The organism is Acinetobacter sp. ANC_7503 (assembly GCF_056780035.1).
In genome coordinates this window covers 707,380-733,527 of record NZ_JBWYJA010000001.1, presented here as the reverse complement: position 1 = coordinate 733,527, position 26,148 = coordinate 707,380, and the positions used below count along the sequence as shown (strand labels likewise).

The 26,148-nt window shown below is 38.1% G+C and carries 25 protein-coding genes and 3 tRNA genes; 16 read left to right on the top strand and 12 right to left on the bottom strand.

All coding sequences use genetic code 11. The annotated features are described in order from the left end of the window. Nucleotides 1–76: 76 nt before the first annotated feature. Complete coding sequence (locus tag AC1M9M_RS03635; protein WP_481595635.1) at nt 77–355, top strand: hypothetical protein; 279 nt, start codon at nt 77–79, stop codon at nt 353–355. A gap of 30 nt (nt 356–385) precedes the next feature. Here AC1M9M_RS03635 and AC1M9M_RS03630 read toward each other — a convergent pair whose 3' ends face one another. After that, entirely contained in the window at nt 386–1,300 is a 915-nt protein-coding gene (locus AC1M9M_RS03630; protein ID WP_481595634.1) for a polysaccharide deacetylase family protein, read from the bottom strand. Nucleotides 1,301–1,458: 158 nt separating this feature from the next. Here AC1M9M_RS03630 and AC1M9M_RS03625 point away from each other — a divergent pair, with 158 nt between their 5' ends. From AC1M9M_RS03625 to AC1M9M_RS03610, 4 genes are all read left to right on the top strand, one after another. Further along, nucleotides 1,459–1,950: a chorismate--pyruvate lyase family protein gene (locus tag AC1M9M_RS03625; protein WP_180028690.1), complete on the top strand. Its 492-nt coding sequence runs from the start codon at nt 1,459–1,461 to the stop codon at nt 1,948–1,950. Nucleotides 1,951–1,960: 10 nt separating this feature from the next. After that, nucleotides 1,961–2,839 (top strand): 4-hydroxybenzoate octaprenyltransferase, encoded by an 879-nt coding sequence (gene ubiA, locus AC1M9M_RS03620; RefSeq protein ID WP_481595633.1) that lies wholly within the window; start codon nt 1,961–1,963, stop codon nt 2,837–2,839. Nucleotides 2,840–2,947: 108 nt separating this feature from the next. After that, the gene (locus AC1M9M_RS03615; protein WP_481595632.1) at nt 2,948–4,171 is read left to right on the top strand and encodes an alpha/beta hydrolase family protein; all 1,224 of its coding nucleotides are present in this window, start codon (nt 2,948–2,950) and stop codon (nt 4,169–4,171) included. Between the two features lie 112 nt (nt 4,172–4,283). After that, on the top strand, nt 4,284–4,514 hold the full coding sequence (locus AC1M9M_RS03610) for a hypothetical protein (protein WP_051586562.1): 231 nt from the start codon (nt 4,284–4,286) through the stop codon (nt 4,512–4,514). Here AC1M9M_RS03610 and AC1M9M_RS03605 read toward each other — a convergent pair whose 3' ends face one another. The 6 genes from AC1M9M_RS03605 to AC1M9M_RS03580 form a co-directional block, all read right to left on the bottom strand. Further along, the gene (locus AC1M9M_RS03605; RefSeq protein ID WP_481595631.1) at nt 4,515–4,967 is read right to left on the bottom strand and encodes a DUF2726 domain-containing protein; all 453 of its coding nucleotides are present in this window, start codon (nt 4,965–4,967) and stop codon (nt 4,515–4,517) included. A gap of 65 nt (nt 4,968–5,032) precedes the next feature. Next, nucleotides 5,033–5,108 (bottom strand) — tRNA-Asn (locus tag AC1M9M_RS03600). Nucleotides 5,109–5,613: 505 nt separating this feature from the next. After that, nucleotides 5,614–5,689, bottom strand: a tRNA-Asn gene (locus AC1M9M_RS03595). Between the two features lie 6 nt (nt 5,690–5,695). Beyond that, nucleotides 5,696–5,771 (bottom strand) — tRNA-Asn (locus AC1M9M_RS03590). 153 nt (nt 5,772–5,924) lie between these two features. Then, the gene (locus AC1M9M_RS03585) at nt 5,925–6,551 is read right to left on the bottom strand and encodes a superoxide dismutase (protein WP_092765960.1); all 627 of its coding nucleotides are present in this window, start codon (nt 6,549–6,551) and stop codon (nt 5,925–5,927) included. 161 nt (nt 6,552–6,712) lie between these two features. Beyond that, on the bottom strand, nt 6,713–7,471 hold the full coding sequence (locus AC1M9M_RS03580) for a Nif3-like dinuclear metal center hexameric protein (RefSeq protein WP_481595630.1): 759 nt from the start codon (nt 7,469–7,471) through the stop codon (nt 6,713–6,715). Nucleotides 7,472–7,641: 170 nt separating this feature from the next. Between AC1M9M_RS03580 and AC1M9M_RS03575 the strand changes: the two genes are divergently transcribed. Next, nucleotides 7,642–8,829 (top strand): trypsin-like peptidase domain-containing protein, encoded by a 1,188-nt coding sequence (locus AC1M9M_RS03575; RefSeq protein WP_180028696.1) that lies wholly within the window; start codon nt 7,642–7,644, stop codon nt 8,827–8,829. Nucleotides 8,830–9,065: 236 nt separating this feature from the next. Here AC1M9M_RS03575 and AC1M9M_RS03570 read toward each other — a convergent pair whose 3' ends face one another. Further along, nucleotides 9,066–10,070 (bottom strand): Tim44 domain-containing protein, encoded by a 1,005-nt coding sequence (locus AC1M9M_RS03570; protein WP_481595629.1) that lies wholly within the window; start codon nt 10,068–10,070, stop codon nt 9,066–9,068. Between the two features lie 131 nt (nt 10,071–10,201). Then, nucleotides 10,202–11,590, bottom strand: a complete 1,389-nt coding sequence (gene radA / locus AC1M9M_RS03565; RefSeq protein WP_035267023.1) for a DNA repair protein RadA — start codon at nt 11,588–11,590, stop codon at nt 10,202–10,204. A 281-nt stretch (nt 11,591–11,871) separates the two neighbouring features. Here radA and AC1M9M_RS03560 point away from each other — a divergent pair, with 281 nt between their 5' ends. Then, nucleotides 11,872–12,042, top strand: coding sequence for a hypothetical protein (locus AC1M9M_RS03560; protein ID WP_481595628.1), 171 nt, complete (start codon nt 11,872–11,874; stop codon nt 12,040–12,042). Between the two features lie 193 nt (nt 12,043–12,235). Here AC1M9M_RS03560 and AC1M9M_RS03555 read toward each other — a convergent pair whose 3' ends face one another. Beyond that, the gene (locus AC1M9M_RS03555; protein ID WP_481595627.1) at nt 12,236–13,594 is read right to left on the bottom strand and encodes an alanine/glycine:cation symporter family protein; all 1,359 of its coding nucleotides are present in this window, start codon (nt 13,592–13,594) and stop codon (nt 12,236–12,238) included. Between the two features lie 322 nt (nt 13,595–13,916). Between AC1M9M_RS03555 and AC1M9M_RS03550 the strand changes: the two genes are divergently transcribed. The 5 genes from AC1M9M_RS03550 (at nt 13,917) to AC1M9M_RS03530 (ending at nt 18,824) form a co-directional block, all read left to right on the top strand. Beyond that, nucleotides 13,917–15,314 carry an amino acid permease gene (locus AC1M9M_RS03550; RefSeq protein WP_481595626.1) on the top strand — a complete coding sequence of 466 codons (1,398 nt, stop codon included), beginning with the start codon at nt 13,917–13,919 and terminating at the stop codon, nt 15,312–15,314. 139 nt (nt 15,315–15,453) lie between these two features. Next, complete coding sequence (gene lptM, locus AC1M9M_RS03545; RefSeq protein WP_035267033.1) at nt 15,454–15,648, top strand: LPS translocon maturation chaperone LptM; 195 nt, start codon at nt 15,454–15,456, stop codon at nt 15,646–15,648. Nucleotides 15,649–15,695: 47 nt separating this feature from the next. Then, the gene (gene lysA, locus AC1M9M_RS03540; protein ID WP_481595625.1) at nt 15,696–16,940 is read left to right on the top strand and encodes a diaminopimelate decarboxylase; all 1,245 of its coding nucleotides are present in this window, start codon (nt 15,696–15,698) and stop codon (nt 16,938–16,940) included. Nucleotides 16,941–16,951: 11 nt separating this feature from the next. Further along, nucleotides 16,952–17,794: a diaminopimelate epimerase gene (gene dapF / locus AC1M9M_RS03535; protein ID WP_092765969.1), complete on the top strand. Its 843-nt coding sequence runs from the start codon at nt 16,952–16,954 to the stop codon at nt 17,792–17,794. A gap of 112 nt (nt 17,795–17,906) precedes the next feature. After that, the gene (locus AC1M9M_RS03530; protein ID WP_481595624.1) at nt 17,907–18,824 is read left to right on the top strand and encodes a tyrosine recombinase XerC; all 918 of its coding nucleotides are present in this window, start codon (nt 17,907–17,909) and stop codon (nt 18,822–18,824) included. A gap of 60 nt (nt 18,825–18,884) precedes the next feature. Here the strand turns inward: AC1M9M_RS03530 and AC1M9M_RS03525 are convergent, their stop codons facing one another. Then, nucleotides 18,885–20,555, bottom strand: a complete 1,671-nt coding sequence (locus AC1M9M_RS03525; RefSeq protein WP_481595623.1) for an amidase — start codon at nt 20,553–20,555, stop codon at nt 18,885–18,887. Between the two features lie 336 nt (nt 20,556–20,891). On the opposite strand from AC1M9M_RS03525, the gene AC1M9M_RS03520 reads away from it, so the two are divergent. Further along, nucleotides 20,892–21,266: a hypothetical protein gene (locus tag AC1M9M_RS03520; RefSeq protein WP_481595622.1), complete on the top strand. Its 375-nt coding sequence runs from the start codon at nt 20,892–20,894 to the stop codon at nt 21,264–21,266. A 210-nt stretch (nt 21,267–21,476) separates the two neighbouring features. Further along, nucleotides 21,477–23,624: a bifunctional mannitol-1-phosphate dehydrogenase/phosphatase gene (mtlD, locus tag AC1M9M_RS03515; protein WP_481595621.1), complete on the top strand. Its 2,148-nt coding sequence runs from the start codon at nt 21,477–21,479 to the stop codon at nt 23,622–23,624. Nucleotides 23,625–23,710: 86 nt separating this feature from the next. Here the strand turns inward: mtlD and AC1M9M_RS03510 are convergent, their stop codons facing one another. Continuing rightward, nucleotides 23,711–24,205, bottom strand: a complete 495-nt coding sequence (locus AC1M9M_RS03510) for an Lrp/AsnC family transcriptional regulator (RefSeq protein ID WP_092765973.1) — start codon at nt 24,203–24,205, stop codon at nt 23,711–23,713. A gap of 112 nt (nt 24,206–24,317) precedes the next feature. Between AC1M9M_RS03510 and AC1M9M_RS03505 the strand changes: the two genes are divergently transcribed. Together AC1M9M_RS03505 and AC1M9M_RS03500 are read left to right on the top strand one after the other, a co-directional pair. Continuing rightward, on the top strand, nt 24,318–24,926 hold the full coding sequence (locus AC1M9M_RS03505) for a LysE family translocator (protein WP_035266421.1): 609 nt from the start codon (nt 24,318–24,320) through the stop codon (nt 24,924–24,926). 452 nt (nt 24,927–25,378) lie between these two features. Next, the gene (locus tag AC1M9M_RS03500; RefSeq protein WP_035266425.1) at nt 25,379–26,131 is read left to right on the top strand and encodes an electron transfer flavoprotein subunit beta/FixA family protein; all 753 of its coding nucleotides are present in this window, start codon (nt 25,379–25,381) and stop codon (nt 26,129–26,131) included. The last annotated feature ends 17 nt before the right edge of the window (nt 26,132–26,148 follow it).

Genomic DNA, 26,148 nt, shown 5'->3' with positions numbered 1-26,148 from the left:
TAAAAAACCCGCGCAATGCGCGGGTTTTTTTGTGTTTTGAGTTAAAATAAATGTAGTCAAATATGAGAAATATTTCATGGCAAAGCCACGTAAAAAGCACACGGGATTTTTTCCTTGGAATGATCCAAGTGACCACGAAAAAGGATTTAAGCTCAATTTTTCTGAAGTGACCTATTTGGAAGTTGGCAGAACCATGGAAGGCTATAAACAGGCACAATTTCTTGAACTGAGAAATCCTGATTTGGCTTTACAATTTGATTATCCAAATGAATTTTATATCAGTGCCGAAGGTTTTATTTTAGTAAAAACAGCACAAGGTAAATTTGAAGTGATTGCAAAATCAGACAATGCTTGAATGTGTTAGTCTGCGCCTAAAAAATAAGATTTATTCCTTGTGATCATCCAAGTCATATTTGAGTAAGTTTTCACGCTCATAAGGTGCATCCTCAGCAGGATATCTTAAATTTTCAATATTTTGGCTCTTGGCGATAGACCATATAATACTCTCTCCAGCGGGGATATTAGAGCTGAAATTCTTATATAGTGGATTAGTATAAGCATCTGTTGCATTGATTATTTTCCAGCCTTTGCTTTCTAAGGCTGGAATGATCTCGCCTAGAAACTGTCCATTAATCGCATTCGTATGGAGTAACAATACATGTTGAGGAGAGTGTTGAAGGGTTTGCAATGCGAGTGAATCATAATATTCTGCTCGATCAAGAAGATGATCAATATAAGCCTGCTTCAATCTTTTAATGTGTGACGTTTTACCTGCTTTTAGATACGCTAGATATTTTTGATTATAAAACCAGTCACTTGCATCAATACTAACACCACCATGTTGGTAGTGATTTTGCTTTAACCAGTGTTGGACTTGATCTCTTTTCGCAATATTATTGCCTTCTTTGAGATAAGGGTACCTAAAGATTCTCCTAAAGTTTTTTAAATCACGAAAAACTAATTCATTAATTCTAATGCTTTTGATGTAGTCTTTCGCCAAAATTTCAGGTTTATTTAAATTTTCGTGAAAAGCACTGTGATTGCCAACAATGTGTCCGTGTTTATCCCATTGACGTATTAAGTCTTTACCCGCATTGTCACCGATTTTGATGTAACTTGGGAAAATGATAGATTGAATATTTTTGTTTTTTAAATGCGCTAGTATTTGTTGATTAATGTGTGGAGCAGTAGGATCGATAGTCGGATTTAATCCATCATCAAAACTCAGTGCTAATTGACAAGCATGAGCTTGGGAAAGAAATAACAGTGGTATAAATAAGTACAAGCTAAATTTAAGCATGTTGACTGAAGTTGTTTATGAATGAGTATTTATAGCATTTTTTGGGAAGTGCAGTATGAAATGTGTGAGTGCGATGCCTTAAACTAGGCCATAGGTTTGGTGCATTAGTTCTAAAGCTTGGGTACACTTGAGTGTATAAAATAATGGTAGTCTGAAATATGCTTGAAAGCCGTCAATTTAATCATCAGGAAAAATTAATGTGTCCTGAGTTAAAAAAATGGTTGTACGCCTCAGGCTCACTTACCCAACAACTGACAGATTTAGCTGATGGAATATTTAAAGTTCAACGAATCCAAGAGCGATTTCAACGTTTAAACTTTAATGATGCTAGCTGGATGGGTGTATCACATCAGCATACTTCATGGGTTAGAGAGACTCATTTATTTGGTTCTGATTGCGAACCTTGGGTAAAAGCGAAATCTATTTTTCCAATTACCAGCCTTCAAAAAAAAGCACGTCTTTTTCAACATATTGGAAATCAGCCTATAGGTCGATTCCTGTTCCAACGCACAGAACCGCAATGCCAACGTCGCGTGATCTTACTTGAGGATGGATGGACCAGACAGAGCTGTTATACTTGGCATGGCTGTAAATTTATTGTCCAAGAAACATTTTTACCAGCATTTGAACGTTTTATAAAAACTCATTGAGCTAGACTTTATGGCAACCGCACAAGCAATCACCTGGCGCGAGCGTTTAAGCGCTTATTACTATTTATGTCGTTTCGATAAGCCAATTGGTACTGAGTTAGTCCTGTGGCCCACCTTATGGGCGCTGTGGATTGCAGCTGGTGGAATACCTGATGTAGTGACACTGCTTGCCATCGTATGTGGCACTATATTAATGCGTGCAGCGGGATGTGCCATTAATGATTTTGCTGATCGTAAAGTGGATGCACACGTAGAAAGAACTAAAAATCGTCCATTAGCCACAGGTGTGATTTCGGCAAAAGAAGCAGTTTGGGTGTTTATCGCACTGGTTGCTGCAAGTGCTTGTACATTGTTTTTCCTGCCTATTGAAACTTTTTATTGTGCTTTAATTGGGCTGGTACTTGCTTTCATCTATCCATTTATGAAGCGCTATACGCATTTACCTCAAGTGGTACTGGGGATGGCATTCTCATGGGGTATACCGATGTCATTTACTGCAATGGGTAAGCCTTTGGATTGGACGTGTTGGCTACTTTATTTCGGTAATTTGGCTTGGACTGTGGCTTATGATACTCAATATGCAATTACGGATCGCGAATATGATTTAAAGATTGGGGTTAAGTCGACGGCCATTTTGTTTGGAAAAAATGATATTAAAATTATCAGTTTATTGCAGGCGATTAGTGTCATTTTAATTGGTGCTGCACTATGGCTTGAACAGATACTTGTACCATTTGGATTAATCGCATTAGTGCTCGTGGTAGGTGATTTCATCTATCAATGGACCAAAACACGTGATAAAGATCCGCAATGGTGCTTCTGGGCATTTAGACATAACCGATGGGTAGGGGTGATGATCTTTATGGGGATTTTTATTGCATTAATTTAATCTTAACATTAAATAAAAATAAACTAATTAAGCATCCTAGTCGGATGCTTTTTTTTATGTTTAATTAAAAGTGCTCATGGAGAGTGATAATAATGAATGGAAAGAATTATGAAGAGTACAATTAAAAAAACGGTTATCGCAATGTGCTGTACGGCAGCATTACTCTTAACAGCTTGTAATAGTGATGATGATAAAAATATTTTTCAAGAAAAAGTGTTTGTTGCTGAGAAAGCTTATCAAAAAGATAGTCTAGAGCAAGCTTCCAAAATCCAAATTATGACTTATTTAATGCCGAATGTTCTGGGTCAGAAAACTAAGGCTACAGCAATGGTCATGTTTCCTAAGACTGCTCAGCCAGCAGCAGGATGGCCAGTGGTGGTATGGGCACATGGAACAACTGGTGTTGGAGACGAATGTGCACCAAGCAATAATGTACTCAATTCGAATTTTGAAATTTTAGCGAACAATCTTCTTAAAGAAGGTTATGTCATTGTAGCCCCTGATTATGAAGGTTTGGGGGTTAAAGGGATTCATCCTTATCTTCATCTATCTAGTGCTGCACAATCTGCGATTCATGCAATAAAGTCAGTTCACCAAGCATATCCATCACGATTAAATAAATCTTGGATGTCTGTCGGCCAATCCCAAGGTGGTCATGCATCATTAGGAATTGCACAATATGCCAATAATGATCCGTATTACAAAGGGGCTGTAGCGACTGCTCCAGCATCCAGTTTGGGTTACATTATTACCCAAGTCGCACCAAATGCCATTTCAGCGATAGAAAGTCAAAATAGAGTTTTGGCAATCGCTATTTATTCAGAGCTATTAGCTTATGCTGCTTATACAGGCGTAGGGATTAAAGCATATGAACCTAGATTTTCATTAGCAACGATATTCCAATCTAGGTCTCAAGCTGTGGCAGAGAAAGCTGAGGGGGCGACTGGTGAAAATGGCATATGCTTGATGCCATTAATTGATGAGTTTAGAACAGATATTAAGACTTATTTGGAATCAAATTCAACACAAAAAGTAATGGACTATCCTGGGTTAAAGGTTGGCTTTGAAAATGATCCAGTGGTGAGTAGTTTTTTAAGTAATAATCAGCCTGGAACTCAAAAACTCATGAAACCGGTTTATGTGGTTCAAGGTGAAAATGACACCGCTGTCCCATATCAAGTAACACAACAATTAGTAAATCAGTTAAATGGATTGGGGACTCAACCTCCAATTGTATTAGATATTGTGGCAGGAGCATCGCATACACAAGCGATTGTTGAGAAAAATGATGAGGTTGTTGATTTTATTAAATCGTATTTACCGGTGCGCTAAACGTGACTATGTCAGCTAGGGTGTTGCATCCTAGTTGACACTTAAAGCTAAAGTTTTTTCTATGACTTTATTCTGTTATATTGCCTCGGACTCAATGACTCAGGTTTTGTCGATGACTTCATCAAAAAAGAAATTCACCACTAAATTTATTTTATTGGCAAGTCTAGGCCCCCTTATCCCGTTGCTTATCATTGCGATTGCTTTTTTTGCAGTAAAGAGTGATGCAAAAAACAAAGCAGAGTACGATCGTTTACGTGCAGAACAAGCCGCGCGAATTGAAGCTAGAGAAAAACAAGAGCAACTTGAGCAGAATGCTTCGTCTGTAGCGGAGCCTTTGAACTAATTATTTTTTAGCAAGAATATCTTTTTTGAGACTTTGAACACTTGGGATATCGTTATAGCGAAATACTCGATATCCTGCTTCATAAAACATTTGATCGCGCTCAGCATCTTCTTGTTCCTTACCAAGATGACTGGGATCATCGAGCTCGATAATGGCGATAACTTTAAGCTGATCATCCAGTAAGACAAAGTCAGTCACTTTTCGATTAAATTTAGCTCGAATCTTTAGATTGGGGTTTGTGATTAAAGCGCTAAAAGCGACTTGAGCAAGCACATGGTATTGCGGAAAACTCTCTTTTAATCTAAAAAACATTTTACTTTCAAATGCGGTAATAATGCGTTTGGGGTAAAAGCGTTGTGGCTTTTTAAATAATTGTTGAAAGATAATGGTGAGCAGGGCAAGGGTTGCAATAACACCAATAATTAAGAAAGTAATTTGACTGGATTGAAACACAGGAATTCGTAAATAAAAGCACATATAAGAAAAAACCCACTCAATTGAGTGGGTTTTTAGAATCTTGGCTCTCCAACCTGGGCTCGAACCAGGGACCTGCGGATTAACAGTCCGTCGCTCTACCGACTGAGCTATTGGAGAATCTGGTACGCATTCTATGAGTCAAATGAAGAGAGGTCAAGCCTTAACATTGAAAAATATTAGAAATATGAATCAACTGATTTAAATTTAATCTAAGTGAAACGATCTATAGCTTTTTTAATAAATGGACATACTCTGCTTTGCTTTTCAGTGGATTCGCTTTACGGCATAAACTCATAAGTTCCATAATAGTTTGTTGTGATGATTCCACATTTACCTCGTTTTGAATTTTTTTAATCAGGAGTATGTGTTCAGAGGATAATTCCGAAGTACAGTGATACAAACGTTCATACATAAGTGTAGGGGCTATTTTATTATGTTCAGATTTCTGAGTGCATTGAAATATAAAGATGAGACTGCCAACAAGTAGAGACCAGAAAATCAGTGATTTAAGCCAAGGTGTATTCATTTTTAGACTTTTTTAGAAAATTAGAATAATTCTATAGCAAATCAGAAATTTAGGGATAAAAAAACCCAAGTCATTATGCTTGGGTTTTTAGAATCTTGGCTCTCCCACCTGGGCTCGAACCAGGGACCTGCGGATTAACAGTCCGTCGCTCTACCGACTGAGCTATGGGAGATTAGATTGGCTCTCCAACCTGGGCTCGAACCAGGGACCTGCGGATTAACAGTCCGTCGCTCTACCGACTGAGCTATTGGAGAATCTGATGCGCATTTTAGGGTTGAAATTACTAGTCGTCAACCAATTATTGTAAAGAAATGAATAGTTTGATTTATTAATACTCAAATTGATGTAAATAACAAAAAAACCATCCTAAAAGGATGGTTTTTTAAACGTAATAAGACGGTTGAATCTTATTTTTCTACGCCAGCTTCTTGACCAGCATATTTCGCGTTAGCGTAATCCCAGTTCACTAAGCTTTCTAAGAAAGTAGAAATATACTTAGGACGAGCGTTACGGAAGTCGATGTAGTAAGCATGTTCCCAAACATCGATCGTTAATACAGCTACTTTACCATGAGCAAGTGGAGTATCAGCATTTGAAGTTTTCATGATAGAAAGTTTACCATTTACTTCATCAGCAACTAACCAAGCCCAACCTGAACCGAATTGAGTTGTAGCAGCAGCAGCAAATTCTTCAGCAAATTTTTCGTAAGAACCGAAAGCTTCGTCAATTTTAGCAGCTAAAGCACCAGTCGCTTTACCACCACCGTTTTTAGCCATACAGTTCCAGTAGAATGTGTGGTTCCAAACTTGTGCTGCGTTGTTGAAGATACCCGCTTTAGAAGCATCACCAGCAGAAGCTTTGATGATTTCTTCAAGCGTTTTACCTTCAAGATCAGTACCTGCAATTAGGTTGTTTAAATTAACAACATAAGTATTGTGGTGTTTGTCGTGGTGGTATTCTAAAGTTTCTTTGCTGATGTGTGGAGCAAGATCTTCGTAACCGTACGGAAGAGCTGGTAAAGTAATCGTTGTCATGTTTTAAGTTCCTTGCATTGTGCTGGGTTTTACATCGAAGTGCACTTATTGTAATAGATTCTCACCATATTTTGCGCATTACTTATAAATAAGAATACAGAATAAAGCGTGAATTAATACGTATAAGCTCACTCCAATTTAAAACGTGTGGTTAAATCAATTTAAATAGGATTATTGAGTTCAACGTAATGATATTCAAGACCAAATTGTTCACAAATTGCTTGACCTAGTCGTTGAACACCATAACGTTCAGTCGCATGATGTCCACATGCGTAATAATGCACATCTAATTCTAAAGCTTGATAAAAGGTACGCTCACTGACTTCACCTGAAATATAAGCATCGCAATTTTGTTCGGCAGCTTTAGTGATAAAGTCTTGAGCACCGCCAGTACAAAATCCAACTTTTTGAATACTTGGTTTATCAGCCATCAAATGTATCGCATCATAATTAAGTTGTTGTGACACAAAAGCTTTGAACTCATCTGGTGTCATTGCATTTTTTAAATAGCCGATATTTCCAATGGGATGACGTTCACTCGGATCAAGTGCTTCAATTTGATCAAGATGAAGTAAATCTGCTATCGCAGCATTATTTCCCAAGCTAGGGTGGCTATCGAGAGGTAAATGATAAGCTAATAGTGAAATATCATGTTGAATGAGTGATTTAATTCGCTTGCCACGTATTCCTGTAATCGGAGATGGCTCACCTTTCCAAAAATAGCCATGGTGAACCAATAAAACATCAGCTTGCAGCTCGATTGCAGCATCAATAGCTGATTGAGAAGCCGATACAGCACAAACAATTCGCTTTACTTCTGTTTTACCTTCGATTTGCAGACCATTGGGAGCGTAATCTTTAAATTCATTGGCTTTTAGGGTCTGATCACACCATTGGATAATGTCGTTTAGCTTTGCCATAATGTTCTTAAGTCTGTGAAAATATAAAGATCAAAGCATATTTTTAATCTTAACTAAAGCCGAACAAAACTATTTTCACAATTTTAGGTATATAAATTTTTTTTGATTACAATATGCAGTCATAAAATACTTTTGTCATCAATAAATTAAAATTCTCAGAGGATATTAAAGTGCGCCGGTCCTTTACATGGTTACCATGGGTGTTACTCATCATTGTCATTATTAGTTTTGTCACATGGCAAAAACTAAATCAACCAAAGCCTCAAATAGCAGCTGATGGATATAAAATGCCAGCTGAAAAAGTAGAACCTTTGGTGGATACGACACGTTCTGGGGGAGTAGTGTCATACAATGCTGCGGTAAAGGTCGCAGCACCTGCAGTCGTTAATATTTTTACAACACAAACTGTAAAAAAAGTGGATCATCCGATTTTAAATGATCCTGTTTTTAGAGAATTTTTTGGTGGTCAATTACCTGAACGTTTTGGACAAGAACCAAATGAAAATAGTTTGGGTTCGGGGGTGATTGTTCGACCTGATGGTTATATTCTGACTAATAATCATGTGATTGCACAGGCTGACCAGATTGTTGTGGCTTTGTATGATGGTCGTCGAGCAGAAGCCAAAGTAATTGGAACAGATCCTGATACGGATTTAGCAGTCATTAAAATCGAAATGGACAAACTGCCAGTGCTTCCTTTCAAACTGAGTGGAAATGAAGTTGGAGATGTTGTACTCGCAATTGGTAATCCATTTGGCGTGGGACAAACAGTTACGCAAGGGATCATATCTGCGACAGAACGTTCGGGATTGGGTATAAATTTCTATGAAGATTTTATTCAAACCGATGCTGCTATTAATCCAGGTAATTCTGGGGGAGCACTCATTGATGTTGCAGGTAATTTGATTGGGATTAATACTGCAATTTTCTCGCAATCGGGTGGTTCTTTAGGAATTGGTTTTGCTATTCCTGCTAAAGTCTGCCAGCAAGTTCTGAATTCAATATTAAAAGAAGGCAGAGTAATTCGAGGGTGGCTAGGTATTGGTTTGGCGAATCCGACGCAACCCGATGTATTACAACCTCGTGAGAAGGGTGTAATTGTGAGCAGCGTCTATGAGTCTGGTCCTGCAGATAAAGCTAAGATTAAAGTCGGTGATCGGATCATGAAAGTAAATGATCAGGAGATCAACAATCCATCACAATTGATTAATTATGTTGCAATGCAATCACCGAATACCTCTGCAAAAATTGAGATTTTACGTGAAGGTAAGAGCATCAATACTGAAGTGGTTATTGGTGAACGACCAGCTGAAACCAGCGATCGTAATAGCCAGTATATTCCATTACCTCGTCGTTAAATTAACAAGCCCCAGTAATATGGGGCTTTTTTATAATTCTTAGATTCTATATTGTTTCATACCTTTGAATGAATCTGAATAAATCTGCTATTTAATAATTAAATACGGTCATGCATTCCTAAGTGACGGTGAGATAGAGTTTTAACACATGCAAAATTGAATTCACTCAACAATGATTAAACAGTGTACGAAACAAAAAAAGCCAGTGGTTCACTGGCTTTTTTTTGAGAATAAAATTAGCTTTCCTGTTGAATACCCGCAACCAACCAATCTTGACTAGAACCTGCTGGTTTAACGAAATGCCAAACTTCAGCAAACGGTTGTGGAAGGCTATTTAAGTCTTCACTTACCGTACCCGTGAAACGAACGCTGACAACGTATTGACCATTTTCAGTCGCAGAATCAACAACCATAGCATTCAGATTTGAAAACTCAGCTACGTCTTGATCTTGGTTACCCATAATATCGTTATACATCGATTGATAAAGATCAGGCGTCAAATAACGTTGAATCTCAGCAATATTACTTGCCGTATTCATTGATTGAATATGGTTGAAGCGTTGGCGTGCAATGCGTAAGAAAGCAGCTGGTTCAGTTCCGTCAGGTAGCTGACTTCCACTAGACATTGTTGCTGCACCAAAAGGAGCTTGTTGTGCTTGACCAAATGGCGCTTGAGATGCAGCTGTGCCACCGCCCACAGATTGACCAAAAATATTGGTATTGTCATTAGACACTGAAGGGCGAGGTGCAGCAGTTTGACCAAACGGTGCAGATTGTGGACCTGAACTGTTTGGTGCATAAGGGTTGTTAGCCGCTAATTTTTTTTTTGCTCCGAATTTACGGAAGATGAAGAACGCAGCAGCAGCAATAATCAACAACCAAACCCAACTTGGGATACCACCTTCTTCCTCAGGTTGTGCAGCAACTTCTGCTTGACTAGCTGGAACAGTATCATCATCTGCTAAAGCATTTGCTGCGACTGCACCAATTGCAGCACCAGCAACACCAGCAGCGACCATACCACCCACACCAGGACCAGACTTTTGAGGTGCAGTCGCTGGAGCAGCAGGTTGTTGGGCAGGAGTAGCTTGACGTGGTTGCTGATATGATTGGGTTGGAGCAGCAGAACGGCTCATACCATGGCTTTTACCACCACCAGCACGTTTTGCTTCTGCAAAAGGCGCTACCATGAGTGTCGCCATTAAAATACCCGCAACTAAACTACGCTGTCGAACTTCCATCTAAAATTCCTATTTTAAAAAGTTAATTTCACACTGTATTTATGCAGTCTTTTGGCTTAAATTTCAACTTAAACCTTAATTTTTTTCAGTATTCATACACAGTGTATAGTTAAATAAATTGATCAGCTGAATTAATGTTCATCCGCTAAGCTCATCGCTTCAGTTAAAGCTTCATGTAGACGGGCAACGGCGATAATGCGAACACCAGGAATATCCTTTTGTGGTGCATTCGCTCTAGGCACAATAATATATTTAAACCCGTGCTTAATTGCTTCCTTCAAACGTTCCTGCCCGTTAGGTACGGGACGAATCTCTCCCGATAAACCCACCTCGCCAAATACAGCCAATTGCTGAGGGAGTGCTTTTGCTCTCAAACTTGAAGCACAAGCCAATAAGACGGCGAGATCTGAACCTGTTTCAGTAATTTTTAAGCCACCAACAACATTCACATATACGTCTTGACCTGAAGTTTGAACACCACCATGTCGGTGCATGACGGCGAGTAGCATATTCAAACGGTTTTGCTCAAGACCCAAGGCAACACGACGAGGTTGTCCATGTGCGTCATCTACTAGGGCTTGCACTTCAACTAAGAGTGGACGTGTGCCTTCTCGACTAATCATGACGATAGAACCAGGAATCGCTTCATCATATCGGCTAAGAAAGATGGCTGAGGGATTGGCAACCTCTCTAAGCCCTTTATCGGTCATCCCAAAAACACCGAGTTCATTGACTGCACCAAAACGATTTTTAACAGCTCGAATCATTCGATAACGTGAATCAGATTGACCTTCAAAATAAAGTACGCAATCGACCATGTGTTCTAAAACACGAGGGCCAGCTAAAGCACCTTCTTTGGTTACATGACCCACAATAAATAAAGCTGTTCCGCTGTTCTTCGCAAAACGTGTCAGAAGGGCTGCAGATTCTCGAATTTGAGAAACGCCGCCTGGCGCAGACTGTAAGGTTTCAGTGTATAAAGTTTGAATCGAGTCTAAGATCGCGACAGCAGGTCGTTCATGCGCTAATACTTCGCAAATACGCTCTACGCACGTCTCAGCCATCACTTTTAATTGATCAGTTGGAAGATCCAAACGATTGGCACGTAATGCAACTTGAGATAAAGATTCCTCACCAGTGACATATAGGGCGGAACTTTTCGCTGCAGCCATATGGGTTGCCGTCTGCAAAAGAATTGTTGATTTACCAATACCAGGGTCACCACCGATCAGTACAACTGAACCAGTAACAAGCCCTCCGCCTAAAACGCGATCAAACTCTCCAATCCCTGTTGCTAAACGTGTTTCGTGAGAAACTGAAACTTGATTCAATGTAGTGATTGATGCTGCTTGACCAGCATAACCACCTGCAATTTTTGGATTTGCACGATGCGTAATCGCAGGGGCAATGGTGACTTCAACTAAACTGTTCCATTCTCCGCATTCTGAGCATTGACCTGCCCATTTAGGATGATCTGCGCCACATTGTTCACAGCGATATACACTTTTTGCTTTAGCCATAACTTGATATAGTTTTTTTGAATTTCTATATGCTGAGCATACTGAGTAAAGGTCACGAAAACAAAAAAATATTGATCAAATTTTAAAACAATAAGATAAGTCATGCCGTGTGCTTTAACGAGATATTAAATTAAAGCAATCATGAATTGATTTATACTCATATCAAGAATTGACTGAGTTATTTGATATGCGTTTGTACGCTCAACATATTGATGCCATTGCACGCGAAATACAGCGTGATGTGCTGTTTATTCATTTTGAGAACTATACTGATAATCAGAATGACGAAGAAAGTATTTCGAGATTATGTGATTGCGTGGCTTGAACAACATGAAATTGAATTTGTGTCATGTTTAGGTTTGTCTGGTGAGGATGAAATTGACAGCTATCTGGGTGACCTATATCTAGATATTCCTTTTGATGAGCAAAATAAGCAGTATCAGCTGGTTTAAAATTATCTTGAAGATGAACAGGGCAATATGAAAATTGAACATGTTCTATTTCTTGTGTTGAGCTTGGAGGTTGCGGAAGAAATTGCAAAGGATCAAGATGAAAAACAAAATTTGAACGATCAGAAATTTTCGTGAAAAGACAAAAAAAGCCTCATCAATGAGGCTTTTTTTTGGTTTGATTCTATTAATTGGTTTAATAAAGCTCACCAGATTTTCGTCGTTCAATAAAATCTTTAGATTCTTTTGCAATAACTCCAGAAAGTAATAATAAGGCAATTAAGTTTGGTGCTGCCATTAAACCATTGAAGGTGTCTGCGAAAAGCCAAACTAAATCAAGTGTGACGACACAGCCTACAAATACCGAAGCAATATAAATGAGACGATAGATAAATACTGACTTTTCACCCAGTAAATAGGTGCAACACTTTTCACCATAATAACTCCAACCTAAAATAGTTGAATAAGCAAAAAAGATGATTCCGAACGTAACAACCCAGCCCCCAAATCCTGGTAGTAATTTGTCAAAAACACTAATGGTCAAAACAGCCCCAGTTTGATCACCGAAACTTTGTCCTGCCATGATGAAACCCATAACAAGAACAATACCCGTAATTGAGCACACAATAATCGTATCAATGAATGTACCTGTCATTGAAACTAGGCCTTGACGGGCAGGGTGATCAGTTTTAGCTGCTGCCGCTGCAATTGGAGCAGAGCCCATACCAGCTTCGTTTGAAAATACACCACGGGCAACACCGTAACGAATCGCTGCACCGATTGCTCCACCTGCTGCTGCCTCGCCTGTAAAAGCATAGGTGATAATCATTTTAAGAGCTGGTAATACCAATTCTAAATTATTCAAAATAATAATTAAGCCGCCGATGATATAACCCAAGGCCATGACAGGAACAATAATTGAGGATGCTTTCGAAATAGATTTGATGCCACCTAAAATCACCAAAGCAGATAAAATCGTAATAATGATGGCAGTGGTGAGCGTGCTTATACCCAAACTATTTTCTACTGCTAATGCCACTGTGTTTGATTGAACTGAGCTACCAATACCAAAGGATGCCAATGTACCAAATAATGCGAAGAGGACAGCGAGCCACTTCCATTTTGCACCAAGTCCTCGTTCAATGTAGTACATTGGACCACCAGACATTTCACCTTTTTCATTTTTTACACGATATTTGACTGCCAGAACACCTTCACCGTATTTGGTTGCCATACCGAAAAATGCAGTCATCCACATCCAGAAGACAGCACCTGGACCACCCAGCACACAAGCTGTCGCTACCCCTGCGATGTTACCTGTACCAATCGTGGCTGAAAGTGCAGTCATGAGTGAGGCAAACTGTGAGATATCTCCCGAGTCTTTTTTATCGGGGTGTTTCCCAAACACTTGTTTGAATGCTAATGGAAGCATCCTGAATTGCCAAAAAAGTAGACGGAATGTTAAGAAAACACCTGTCCCAACAATCAGCACCAGCATATAAGGTCCCCAGACTAAGCCGCTGAGTGTTTCCATGATTGATTGTATTTCTTGCATAAATTACCTTCTTATTTTCCTGATTGTTTTTTACATGCATGATCAAGCAAGGGATATGCCATACTTTTGTGCGATCAAACACATCATTCCTTTTGATTATTTTTTGCACTTATATTTTTTACATATAACAACAAGATTTTCAATATTTTACTCAAAATAAGATAAATAAATATGATGAATAATTGATCATTCTGGTGATATATAAGAAAAATGAATTAATACTTTAAACTAATTAGAAAATATTGATCGTGCTAATTTTCTTTTTGAAATCTGATTTTTTTAAGTTAAGTTGTGCCGATTAATATATTTGGTGAATTTGAAAATGTCAGATCAAAATATAAATTCGCCTCAGCAAAATGGTGAATTACAACGAAGTCTATCCAATCGACATTTGCAGTTAATTGCAATTGGAGGCGCAATTGGAACAGGTTTGTTCATGGGCTCTGGGAAAACAATTAGCCTAGCTGGTCCTTCAATTCTTGTAATTTACATGATCATCGGTTTCATGGTTTTTTTAGTGATGCGAGCACTAGGCGAATTGTTGCTTTCAAATTTGCAATATAAGTCGTTTATAGATTTCGCCACGGATTTAATTGGACCATGGGCAGGTTACTTTGTGGGCTGGACCTACTGGCTGTGTTGGATCACCATCGGTATTGCAGATTTATCGGCGATCATTTATTACCTTCAGTTCTTCAATAATGGGATGCCTTTTAGCCCTGAAGAAGGGGTAATGATTAGCATCGCTGCAATCGTATTTATTATGGGATTGAATCTTGTTACAGTGAAACTGTTTGGTGAATTAGAATTCTGGTTTGCTTTAATCAAGATTATCGCAATTGTGGTTTTAATTGGCGTTGGCTTTTGGATGATATTTACAGGTTTCACTTCTACATCAGGTGAAATCGCAGCATTTAGCAATATTTGGTCAAACGGCGGGATCTTCCCAACAGGTGCAATCGGTTTCTTGGCAGGCTTCCAAATCGCAATTTTTGCTTTTGTGGGTGTAGAACTGGTGGGTACAACCGCAGCTGAAACTAAAGATCCTGAAACGAACTTGCCGAAAGCTGTCAACTCGATTCCTATTCGAATCATTATTTTCTATGTTTTGTCGTTGCTGGTGGTGATGTCGGTTACACCATGGAATAAGATTGATCCGAATATTTCCCCATTTGTAAACTTGTTTAGTCAAGCAGGTATTGCAGCCGCTGCTATTATTATGAATTTGGTTGTATTGTCTTCAGTGATGTCATCGATGAACAGTGGCGTATTCTCAACCAGCCGCATGCTGTTTGGCTTGTCGCGCGAGACTCAAGCTCCTGAAGCGTTTGGAAGACTGAATAAGCGAGCTGTGCCAGCGAATGCCTTGTATTTCTCAGCAGTATGTTTGTTACTAGGGGCAGCACTGCAATACTTCGTACCGAATACGGTGGAAGCATTTACTTTAGCGACAACACTTTCCACCATTTTATTTATTTGTGTATGGTTGATGATCATTTGGAGTTATGTGGTCTATTACAAAACACGCCCAGAACTTCATGCCAAATCGAAATTTAAACTACCAGGTGGATTGGTGACATGTGCGATTGTTGCTATATTCTTTATTGGTATGATTGGAGTATTGGCTTTAGAAGATGATACTCGCCGTGCATTGATGGTGAGCCCGATTTGGTTTGTTATTCTGATCATTGGTTATTTTGGTTTTTATAAGAAAAAATAAAAACTTATAAATGATTTGCAATTTAAGTCAAAAGAAACGTCAGTAAAAACTGGCGTTTTTTTATTTCTGTTGCGTTAAATACTTTGGTGAATTAGATGATCAAGGTATACTTCTATAAATTTTACTGATAGGTGTAGGTATGCGTATTTTGATCGGAGTTATCAGTGCAGCCGTTGTTTCAATTTTGGCTGGATGTGGTCAGACTGGTGCATTACAACTACCCAGTGATCCAAACTATGACAAGCGAGCACAATATTTAATTTATAAAAACAGTGATCGCCCAAGTCAGGATCAAGCTGAACCTAAAGCAGATGCTGTACCTACTCAAGATTAATATTCATTTATTTTTTTTCTCCAGCGCAATTTAGAAAGGATACATCCATGAGTTTCCCTCGCATTCAAGGGGTTTTGCACGCAGAACAATGTTCATTGGATCAACTTGCTCAGCAATTTGGTACACCACTTTATGTTTATTCAAAAGCAACTTTTGAAAAACATTATTTGGATATGGATCGTGCTTTTAATTTTATCGATCACCAAATTTGTTTTGCAGTGAAGTCAAACTCAAATATCGCTGTTCTAAATGTGTTGGCGAAACTTGGTTGCGGGTTTGATATCGTGACTGGTGGTGAATTAGCACGTGTTTTACGCGCAGGTGGTGACGCTTCTAAAATAGTCTTCTCTGGTTTGGGCAAGTCTGAAGCTGACATTCGTCAAGCATTAGAAGTGGGTATTGCTTGTTTTAATGTGGAATCATATGCAGAGCTTGACCGTATTCAAAAAGTTGCAGCAGAACTTAATGTAAAAGCTCCAATTTCACTTCGGGTAAATCCAGATGTTGATGCCAAAACACATCCATATATCTCGACTGGTCTTAAAGAAAATAAATTTGGTATTCCTTCTGATTCGGTATATGAAACTTATCAGTATGCAGCAAGTTTAAGTCACTTAGATATCGTAGGAATTGATTGTCATATTGGTTCACAATTGACTGAAACTCAACCTTTTGTTGATGCACTTGATCGTGTCATGAACATGATTGAAGCATTGAAAAAATTAGGGATCAACCTCAAACATATTGATATTGGTGGTGGTCTTGGTGTGACTTATAAAGATGAAGTTCCACCGACAGTTGAAGAATATGCAAATGCTTTACGTCCTGCATTAGAAAAACTTGGACTTAAAGTGTATATGGAGCCAGGGCGTAGTATTTCGGCGAATGCTGGCGTATTGGTGACGAAAGTTGATCTTTTAAAACCAACCAATCATCGCAATTTTGCAATTGTTGATGCAGCAATGAATGACTTGATTCGTCCTTCTTTGTACGAAGCTTGGATGGATATCCAAGAGGTTAATCAAAATTCGAAAACTGAGAAAAAAGTTTGGGATGTGGTTGGTGCGATCTGTGAAACAGGTGACTTCATCGGTAAAGAGCGTGAACTTGCGATTCAAGCGAACGATCATTTAGCTGTTTTGGGTGCAGGTGCTTATGGTTTTGTGATGAGTTCAAATTACAACAGCCGAGGTCGTGCAGCAGAGGTGATGGTTGACGGTGATCAAGCACACTTAATTCGTCAACGTGAAACGATTGAGTCTCTGTGGGAACGTGAGTCCTTATTGCCTTAAGGAGACAATAGATGTTGCTAGAATTTACTAAAATGCATGGTCTAGGTAATGACTTCATGGTGGTTGATTTAATCAGCCAACGTGCTTATCTAGATCCTGTCATGATTCGCCGGTTGGCTGACCGTAATTTTGGCATCGGTTTTGATCAGTTATTAGTTGTTGAAACACCAGATCATCCAAACGTTGATTTCAAATATCGCATTTTTAATGCGGATGGTTCTGAAGTTGAGCAATGCGGCAATGGCGTTCGTTGTTTTGCCAAATTTGTTCATGATCGTCATTTAACCAATAAAACTAAATTCAAAGTGCAAACAAAGGCGGGGATTGTCGAGCCTGAGTTGGGTGCGAATGGATGGGTTCGTGTGAATATGGGGTATCCGAAGTTCTTACCGAACCAAATCCCATTTTTAGCAGAAGCGCCTGCTGCTTTATATGATTTAGCTTTAGCGGATAATGAGACGATCAGCATCGATGTGGTCAATATGGGAAATCCGCATGCAGTGACCATTGTGCCAGACGTGTTAACTGCTGATGTTGCTAAAATAGGCCCTCAAGTGGAATCTCACGAACGTTTTCCTGAGCGTGTAAATGCTGGATTTATGCAGATCGTTGATGAAAAACATGCTCGATTACGAGTTTTTGAACGTGGTGTGGGAGAAACATTGGCTTGTGGTACAGGTGCATGTGCTGCTGCTGTCTCAGGTATGCGCCGTGGTTTATTGTCTAGCAATGTGGAAATCGAACTTGCCGGCGGTAAATTGCTGATTGAATGGAAAGAGGGAGATGTAGTTTGGATGACTGGTCCAACTGCAACGGTTTATGAAGGTCGTTTGGATCTACGTTATTTTCAATAAAACTTATTTCCTGAGTAAAAAGCCCTGAAATTCAGGGCTTTTTACTTTATGATTTGTTGGAATGCCCACGAGTATTGATGATTAGACATCGATTCAATAGAGAGAAAGCCAAATGCAATATGGCGCAATGCAATTGCTGTCAATGTGGTTGAAAGAGAGAAAGATTCAAAATCAATCTGAGCATACGCTTGAGGCGTATTTCCGTGATGTGTCTGGTTTTATTGACTTTTGTTATGAAAAGAAAATTGAATTAAATCAAGTTGAAGCATCTGATTTACGAGAATATATGGCTTATAAGGTTGAACAACATCAACTCAACAGTGCAAGCTTACAACGTCATTTAACAGCCATTCGTCAATTCATGAAATGGGCTGTGGAAGGGAAATATGTATCGAATAATCCCATTCATGATTTTAAGTTAAAAAGACAGCCAAGGCCTTTGCCGGGTATGGTTGATGTCGAAACGATTCAGCAAATCTTGGATCAACGGGCACCTGAATCCTCTCAAGATCATCTCTTGTGGTTAAGAGATAAAGCTATTTTGGAGCTGCTTTATTCAAGTGGTTTACGATTAGCCGAAGTACAAGGATTGAATATTCGAGATATCGATTTTACACGACAATTACTTCGAATTACGGGTAAGGGAAATAAAACTCGGGTTGTTCCTTTTGGTTTGAAAGCGAAAACAGGTTTAATTGAATGGCTCAAAGTCCATCGTATCTGGTGTGGAGACATTGAATTGGATTCCCCAGTTTTTATTACTAAAAAAGGGAATCGATTGACCAATCGACAGATTGAAAATCGAGTCAAATTGCAAGCACAGAGAGCGGGCGTAAATGTGGATTTACATCCTCACTTATTGCGACACTGTTTTGCTAGTCATCTGCTTTCAAACAGTGGTGATTTACGAGCAGTTCAAGAAATGCTAGGTCATAGTAATCTATCTACGACACAAATTTATACTCAGTTAGACTTTGATCGTTTGGCTCAAGTCTACGATAAAGCTCACCCTAGAGCCCAAAAATCTTAATCCTCAGTATTAAGTATATTGAATATACTTAATACTGTACTGAATGATAAAGTTATCTGTTTAAAGTGCTGGTGTGTGTATAGGTATCATACGTGCGGGATTCACTTTTTGGAATGCGACTGCGATTTCAAATAAAGTCGGCTCATCAAATTCACGAGCAATAAACTCGATGTTAACATTCATAGGATAACTACTGCGACTTGAGTTCACTGATTTAGCAGGCATAGATAATGCAGGAAAACCACTAAAAGGACTTAGGCGATTATTGGTGCCTGTGGTCGGGCTACTTCCTAAATTGCCAGCAAACCCAGTAATAGAAGGGTAGGCTAAAGCGTCGTATTGTACGCCTTTACGAGTACCATCTAGTTCAACATTATTTAAAGCGCTGTTCATGCGTAAGCGCACGAATGGACTTCTTTCAGTGGTGTTGCGCTCATAATTCTCAATATATGAAGCACTTGTTGGATCAGAATTATAGCCGCTGAAGTTACGGATCATTAGTCCACTAGCGAGTAAATCTTCATACGATTGGTAAATACTTCTTGTGGTCTTTAAATACTCTGTAAGTGATATTTTAAATTCAGCACTTGAAAGACTCGAATAACGTGTCAAAATTGTATTTAGATCACTTATTGTAACTATTTCTACAGTTGCTCCAGCCTCTTCAAGTTTAGTAATTGCGTTATCCATTGCTTCTTTAACGAGATTGTAGTCTTCTTTCTGTTGAGTGGTTGAACCTTCGGAAGGGTAAAGGGCTTGTACTATACCAATACGCTTTCCTTCAAGACTTACAGTGTCATGAGGAACGTAGCTATTCGGTTGATTAATCAATTCGCGGTAAGCAGACTCTGATTTTAGAAGAGGAGAAGTACGTGCAAATTCACTACGTTGATTTGAACTTAATGAGCTATCGAATCCGATCATTGCATCCATTAATTTTGCACAGTCAATAGCTTGTCTACACATTGGTCCAGCAGTATCTTGAGTTGGTGCCAGTGGAATAATTCCATCTTGGCTCAAAAGACGTAAAGATGGTCGTAAACCGACAAGACCCTGTACTGATGAAGGCACACGAATTGACCCTCCCGTATCAGTTCCTATTCCCACCATTGCAAAACTTGCAGATATGGCAGCGCCAGTTCCTGATGATGAACCACCTGGGCCTTTACTTAAGTCATACACATTTTTAGTTTGATCACCTAGAGTTGATTTTCCACCAAAGCCGAAAGCGAACTCATCAAGATTGGCTTTTCCTAAAATGATTCCGCCATTTTCTTTGATATTTTTTATGATATAGGCATCATCATGTGGAAAATTATCTTTTAATGCTACAGAACCTGCTGTGTTCGCCATATCTACAGCATCAATATTGTCTTTAGCGAGTACAGTGACACAGTGAAGAGGTCCTGAAAGTTTCGAATTTTTTGCAAATTGTTGGTCGAGCACTTCTGCTTCTTTAAGTGCATTTGGGTTTAAAGAAATAATGCTATTGAGCTCTGGACCTTGTCGATCGTAAGCTGATATACGATTTAAATATCCTTGCACAACATCAACACAAGATGAACCTTTGCTTAAAATCGAGTTATGCAAATCACTAATGGTTGCTTCTACAGGATTAAACGGGACAGGAGGCGGCGTGTTAGAATTATTTGTGCTACTTTCATTGTCACCACAGGCTGTTAAGAAAGTTGCTATCGTGACAACAAGCAGAGTTTTTTTAAATGTGATCATGTGCATTCCCCAGATTAAGTTCAAACTGGTTAAGCAATGAATGTGCCACTCTAAAAATAAATGAAATTTACAGTTTTATGCTCCAGAAAATAGCTAATAACCATTGATATAAATAAAATGCGTTAATTTAATGCGAATAAAATTATTTGAAAAATAATGTATTGTTGGGATTGAGCTTTTGAAAGCTGCGCTTTTAAAAATAATTTTCCCTTAAACTTTAGCTTATATTTTTCGAATTGATTTTTTTTAATACGATTTTTAAGGTATAACTTTAATAGATGGATTTAAGTTGTATACAAATTAAAAAATATTTTGCAGGAATGATTAGGTCAAGCCATGATTGACAATATTGATCAAAAGTATCAGCAACTCTCTTCAGCACAAAAAGACATTTTTGCAGGTTATGGTTTACGTCAGGTGAAACATTTTGTGGAAATCAATTTACCGATGATTGAGGCCGCTCTACCTAACAATGCCTATGTGCAGGGTATTAATACTGAAGGAAAAATCCAAGCGATTGATCCAATAACATCTAAGACTTATTTGTGGATTTCTGATCAGCAATGGCAAGAAAGACCTATTGCAGATCAAGGAGTTGATTTGAAAGAAGACTTTATTGAAGTTTGGAAAATTTTTGAACTAGAACAATATCCTATTATTGAATTGAGTCACGTCCATCGTGATTACTTGGCGGCGCTCAATCAAGTTTGAAAAAAATCATTTAAAAAACAGAGCTAATAATTTTAGCTCTGTTACTTTATAGAAAATTAAATTTACCTGTTTCCAACAACTCAATACATAAAGATAAAATTATTGATTAAATAACGTTCAATTTTGTTTCATATATTTATTCTGCTCATTCGATTCAGTCAAATTCTTTACACTTGTCTAGTAATTTTGAATTTTTTTGGAGAGGGGTAAATGATTAAATTTCATGAAAATAATATCCATGCCGCCATTTTTGATATGGATGGCACAATGTTTGATACGGAGCGACTTCGTTTTCAAACGTTGAAGCAAGCATCATTAGAACTCATTGGTGTCGAATTTACAGACGCCTATTTATTATCTTGTTTGGGTTTAAGTGCTCGTAGTGCCGAAAAACTGGCAAATCAGCAATATGGTCAAGAAGTACCGTATGCGGAAATCAGAAAGCGAGCAGATCAGCTAGAACTTGAGCATGTAAGAAAATACGGAGTGCCGATTAAATTTGGACTCATGCAAGTTCTTGAACGTTTAAGAAAGTCCAATCTGAAAATGGCAGTAGCAACTTCGAGTCGACGTGAAATAGCTGAAGAGTATTTAATCAATGCCAATGTATATAAGTTTTTCGACATTATCGTATGCGGCGATGAGGTTGATAATGGAAAACCACACCCAGAAATTTTCTTAAAAGCTGCTGAGCAACTGAACATTGATCCAACTTTATGTTTAATGTTTGAAGACTCAGAAAATGGAGTGATGTCGGCGTTTGAAGCGGGTGGATTATCGGTATTACTTCAAGATATCAAAGAACCTAATTCAACCATGCTCGAAAAAGCGAATTTCTTTTACGAAAGCATGCATGATTTTCTGGAAGATTTGAATCAATTTACACCAAAATTAAAAATGCCTGCTCTATTTGACTCTTTTCCTCAGACTTTAAATCAGCATGTCGTGGGGATACATGGTTTTGGGGCAATAGGTGGTGGCTATATTGCCCAAGTATTGTCTCATTGGGATGGATATACTCGACCAAAACAAATCTATGCTTCAACGCGGAATTCACTCTATAGAAATAGTGTGAATACTTTTGGTGGTTACAGTATTCGTTATGGGCAACACTCTCATGACGAGCGAATAGACAATATAACCGTCATAGATGCATCAAATATTGAAATGATGCAGCACATGTATATTGAATCAAGTTTAATTGCACTGTGTTTACCTGAAAAGGCAATCGAGCAAGAGGCTAAAACCATTGCTCAAGGGTTGTATGCGCGTTATATCCATTTTGAAGAACAGTTGAATCCTCTAACAGTTTTAATTGTTTTAAACAAAGTAGGCGCAAAATCATTAATTGAACAACAGATTTGTAGTGCTTTGCATGAAATTACGGATGCGAAGACAGTCAATATCATCATGTCGCAGCACTATTTTTGCGATACAGTAGTCAATCGAATGGTAGCTAAAATTACAGATCAAAAACTATTTAGACAGTTAAAAATCAAATACAATATTTTTAGACATGTGCAGCATGAGCATGATTTAGACGTGACGGATGTGGATGAAGGGACGCGTTTAAATGCTGAACAAGAACAATTGGCTACTCAGTATATTGACGATCTATACGAAAAATTCAAATCGGCGCATATTCTACAAAATCTAGAATTGATCTTATTTCATGCCGAAACAGATATGCCACTTTATGTGGAAAATAACAGTCCTTTATTGGCAAAAATGCGCCAAATGATTCTGGTTGAAGAGATTGAAGAGATACAGTTAATCAAAAATCGCATGTGGAATGGTGTGCATGCAATGACAGCATGGGCTGCAAGTTTTCGACAATATGAAACGATCGGGATTGCACTGTCTGATGAGCAAATTTCTAAATTTATGTTGGCAGTACTCCATGAGGTTAAAGTTGGATTAAAGGATCTACTACCACATCGAAAAGAAAATTTAGAACTATTGGCAAAGAGTTTTATCGACTCTTGTGAGACGGCTTATAAAGACCCATGTGATCGAGTGGCGCGAGACCCATATCGTAAGTTAGGTTTTGGTGAGCGGGTACTATCTTCATTGGCATACAATTTTCAACGTGGTAAGCCTTATCAGGAAATTTTCAAAGGGCTTGTATTGGGTTATGCATACGTTATATTGAAGCAAAATCAACGACTTGAAGGTGTGATTCGATATTTTGCGCAGCAACTTAGTCAAACTGAATTGGAGCTTGAGGATCAATTGTATTTACAGGAAGAGCTGAAACGAAGACTCAAAATTTGTGATCCTAAATTGAGTGAATCAGTGGATCAGCATGTACTTTTAGAAAAAATTTTGAATGAAAAAATCGAGGTTGAAAAAACTTAAAGCATTGAAGATTTAACTTTTTAACTTGATCAAAATGGATAATCGGTCCGATCTAAAAAGTCAGTCGGATCGATTGCTTAATGGTATTAAATTGATTGCAGGGGCAGTTGATAGCTTTGTTTAATGATTTGACTGGGTAAATCCGTTTTCACACTGGTAATCCCATTTTTTTTGGTTAAGTGTTCTGACTGAAATTTACGATAGTTCTCCAAATCAGGTACGACAACTTTTAACATCGCATCACATTCGCCCAAAATAATATAGCACTCCATGACTTGAGGGAGTTCTTTCATCGCTTCAATAAAAGTATCGATGGTTTCAGCGTCTTGTCCCACCAACCAAATACGCGAAAATAGAATAAGTTGTAATCCGATTTTTTGAGGATCAACAATGGTTGTGTATTGCTGGATGACTCCAGCATCTTCGAGAATTTTTACGCGTCTTAAACAAGAGGATGGTGATAAGCCAATCTCTTTGGCTAAATCATTATTTTGAATTCGACCGTTGGTTTGAAGTTCATGAATGATACTTTTATCGATACGATCTAATTTAACTGAAATTGATTTAGATATTATTTTCATATATTAGAATTAAATTCTAAAAATTAAAGAATAAATAGAATATTTGAAATCCTATTTTATGTAAATTCGAAGATACTTTTTTTTCATTTTCATTAATGATGGAAGAAAGAAAATGTCTACCTATTGGTTATTTGCTTTGACAGTTATCCCTCTTATTTTTACGCCTGGTCCGGATATGTTATTTATTCTGTCACAGGTAATGGGTAAAAATGCGAAAGCAGGCGTTATGGCGACTTTAGGGGTGTGTTTGGGTTATTTCGTCCATTCTTTTTTAGTCGTTGTGGGTATTGCGGCTATCATTATTTCTTTCCCTATTATTTTTGAAACGATCAAATGGTTAGGAATCTGTTATTTGCTTTATTTGGCATTTAATTTGATTCGATCTGCGCTTAATCACAAAAATATTGAAATTAAACAAAGTCAGGTCATTAGTCCGATTCGACGCGGTTTTATAACATCCTTACTTAATCCTAAAGGTATGCTTATTTATTTTGCGATTTTGCCTCAATTTATTAACCAGCATACCTCTTCGATTATGGGACAGGGGATTGTCTTATCCCTAATCTTCATTGGATTATGCTTAATTATTTATTCATCATTGAGTTTTGTATTTGCATTTTTGACACAGAAAACAGGGATAAATGAAAAACGTCAAAAATGGATTGATGGTGGTTCGGGAGTGATGCTTTCATTGGCAGCAACATGGCTCATTGTGAATTAACATTAAAAAAGCGCAAACTAATGTTTGCGCTTTCTATTCAAATAGATTTAACTTTGGTTAAATTATACTCAAAAAGAATAGCTGTTATTGTAATTTTTGCTGTCTGTTATGACATTTTTTACCTCAAATTTGGTGACTCACGCCAACGCTTTTCAACGTAAAATAAGAGTCTACAGCATCAATTCAACTGATGTAGTTAATAAATTAAAAAAATATTAAAAATCAAAGTTTAATTTTTTACAAAAAATATTGAAAAGCTGACAAATTTATTAACAAAATAATTTTGTGAACGCTCCGTTCAACGAAAATTACGCTTTTTTACAGCAGTTTTGTGAATTGTGACTTGACCGAAATGCCAAACACATTGCAAGATAGGACACCTAAAAATTTTAAATGAAGAGTTATTATAACTTTTCTGAATATTTACTTCTGTTAAAACAGCCGAGGATTACATGAAGGCTCTTGTTGCTGTAAAACGTGTGGTTGATGCCAACGTTAAAGTTCGCGTAAAGCCGGACAATAGTGGGGTTGACCTTACTAACGTTAAAATGTCAATTAACCCATTCTGTGAAATCGCAGTGGAAGAAGCGGTTCGCTTAAAAGAAAAAGGAACTGTTTCAGAAATCGTTGTTGTTTCTATTGGTCCTAAAGAAGCGCAAGAACAAATCCGTTCTGCAATGGCGCTTGGTGCAGACCGCGGTATCCTAGTTGAAGCTGATGACAGCCAACTTGGTGCTTTAGAAGTTGCGAAGATTCTTAAAGGCGTTGTAGACGCTGAACAGCCACAACTTATCCTTCTTGGTAAACAAGCAATTGATGACGACTCTAACCAAGTTGGTCAGATGCTTGGTGCATTACTTGGTGCTGGTCAAGGTACATTTGCTTCAGAAGTTAAAGTTGAAGGCGATAAAGTACAAGTGACTCGTGAAATCGACGGTGGTTTACAAACTGTTGAACTAGCACTTCCAGCGATCATTACGACTGATTTACGTTTGAATGAGCCACGTTATGCTGCTCTACCAAACATCATGAAAGCACGTAAGAAACCGCTTGATACTAAATCTCCTGCAGATTTTGGTGTTAATCCTGCAACTAAGCTTAAGACTGTTAAAGTTGAAGCGCCTGCTGAACGTAAAGCTGGTGTTCAAGTGAAGTCTGTTGATGAGCTTGTTGAAAAACTAAAAAATGAAGCGAAAGTGATCTAATACAGAAGGATAAAAAT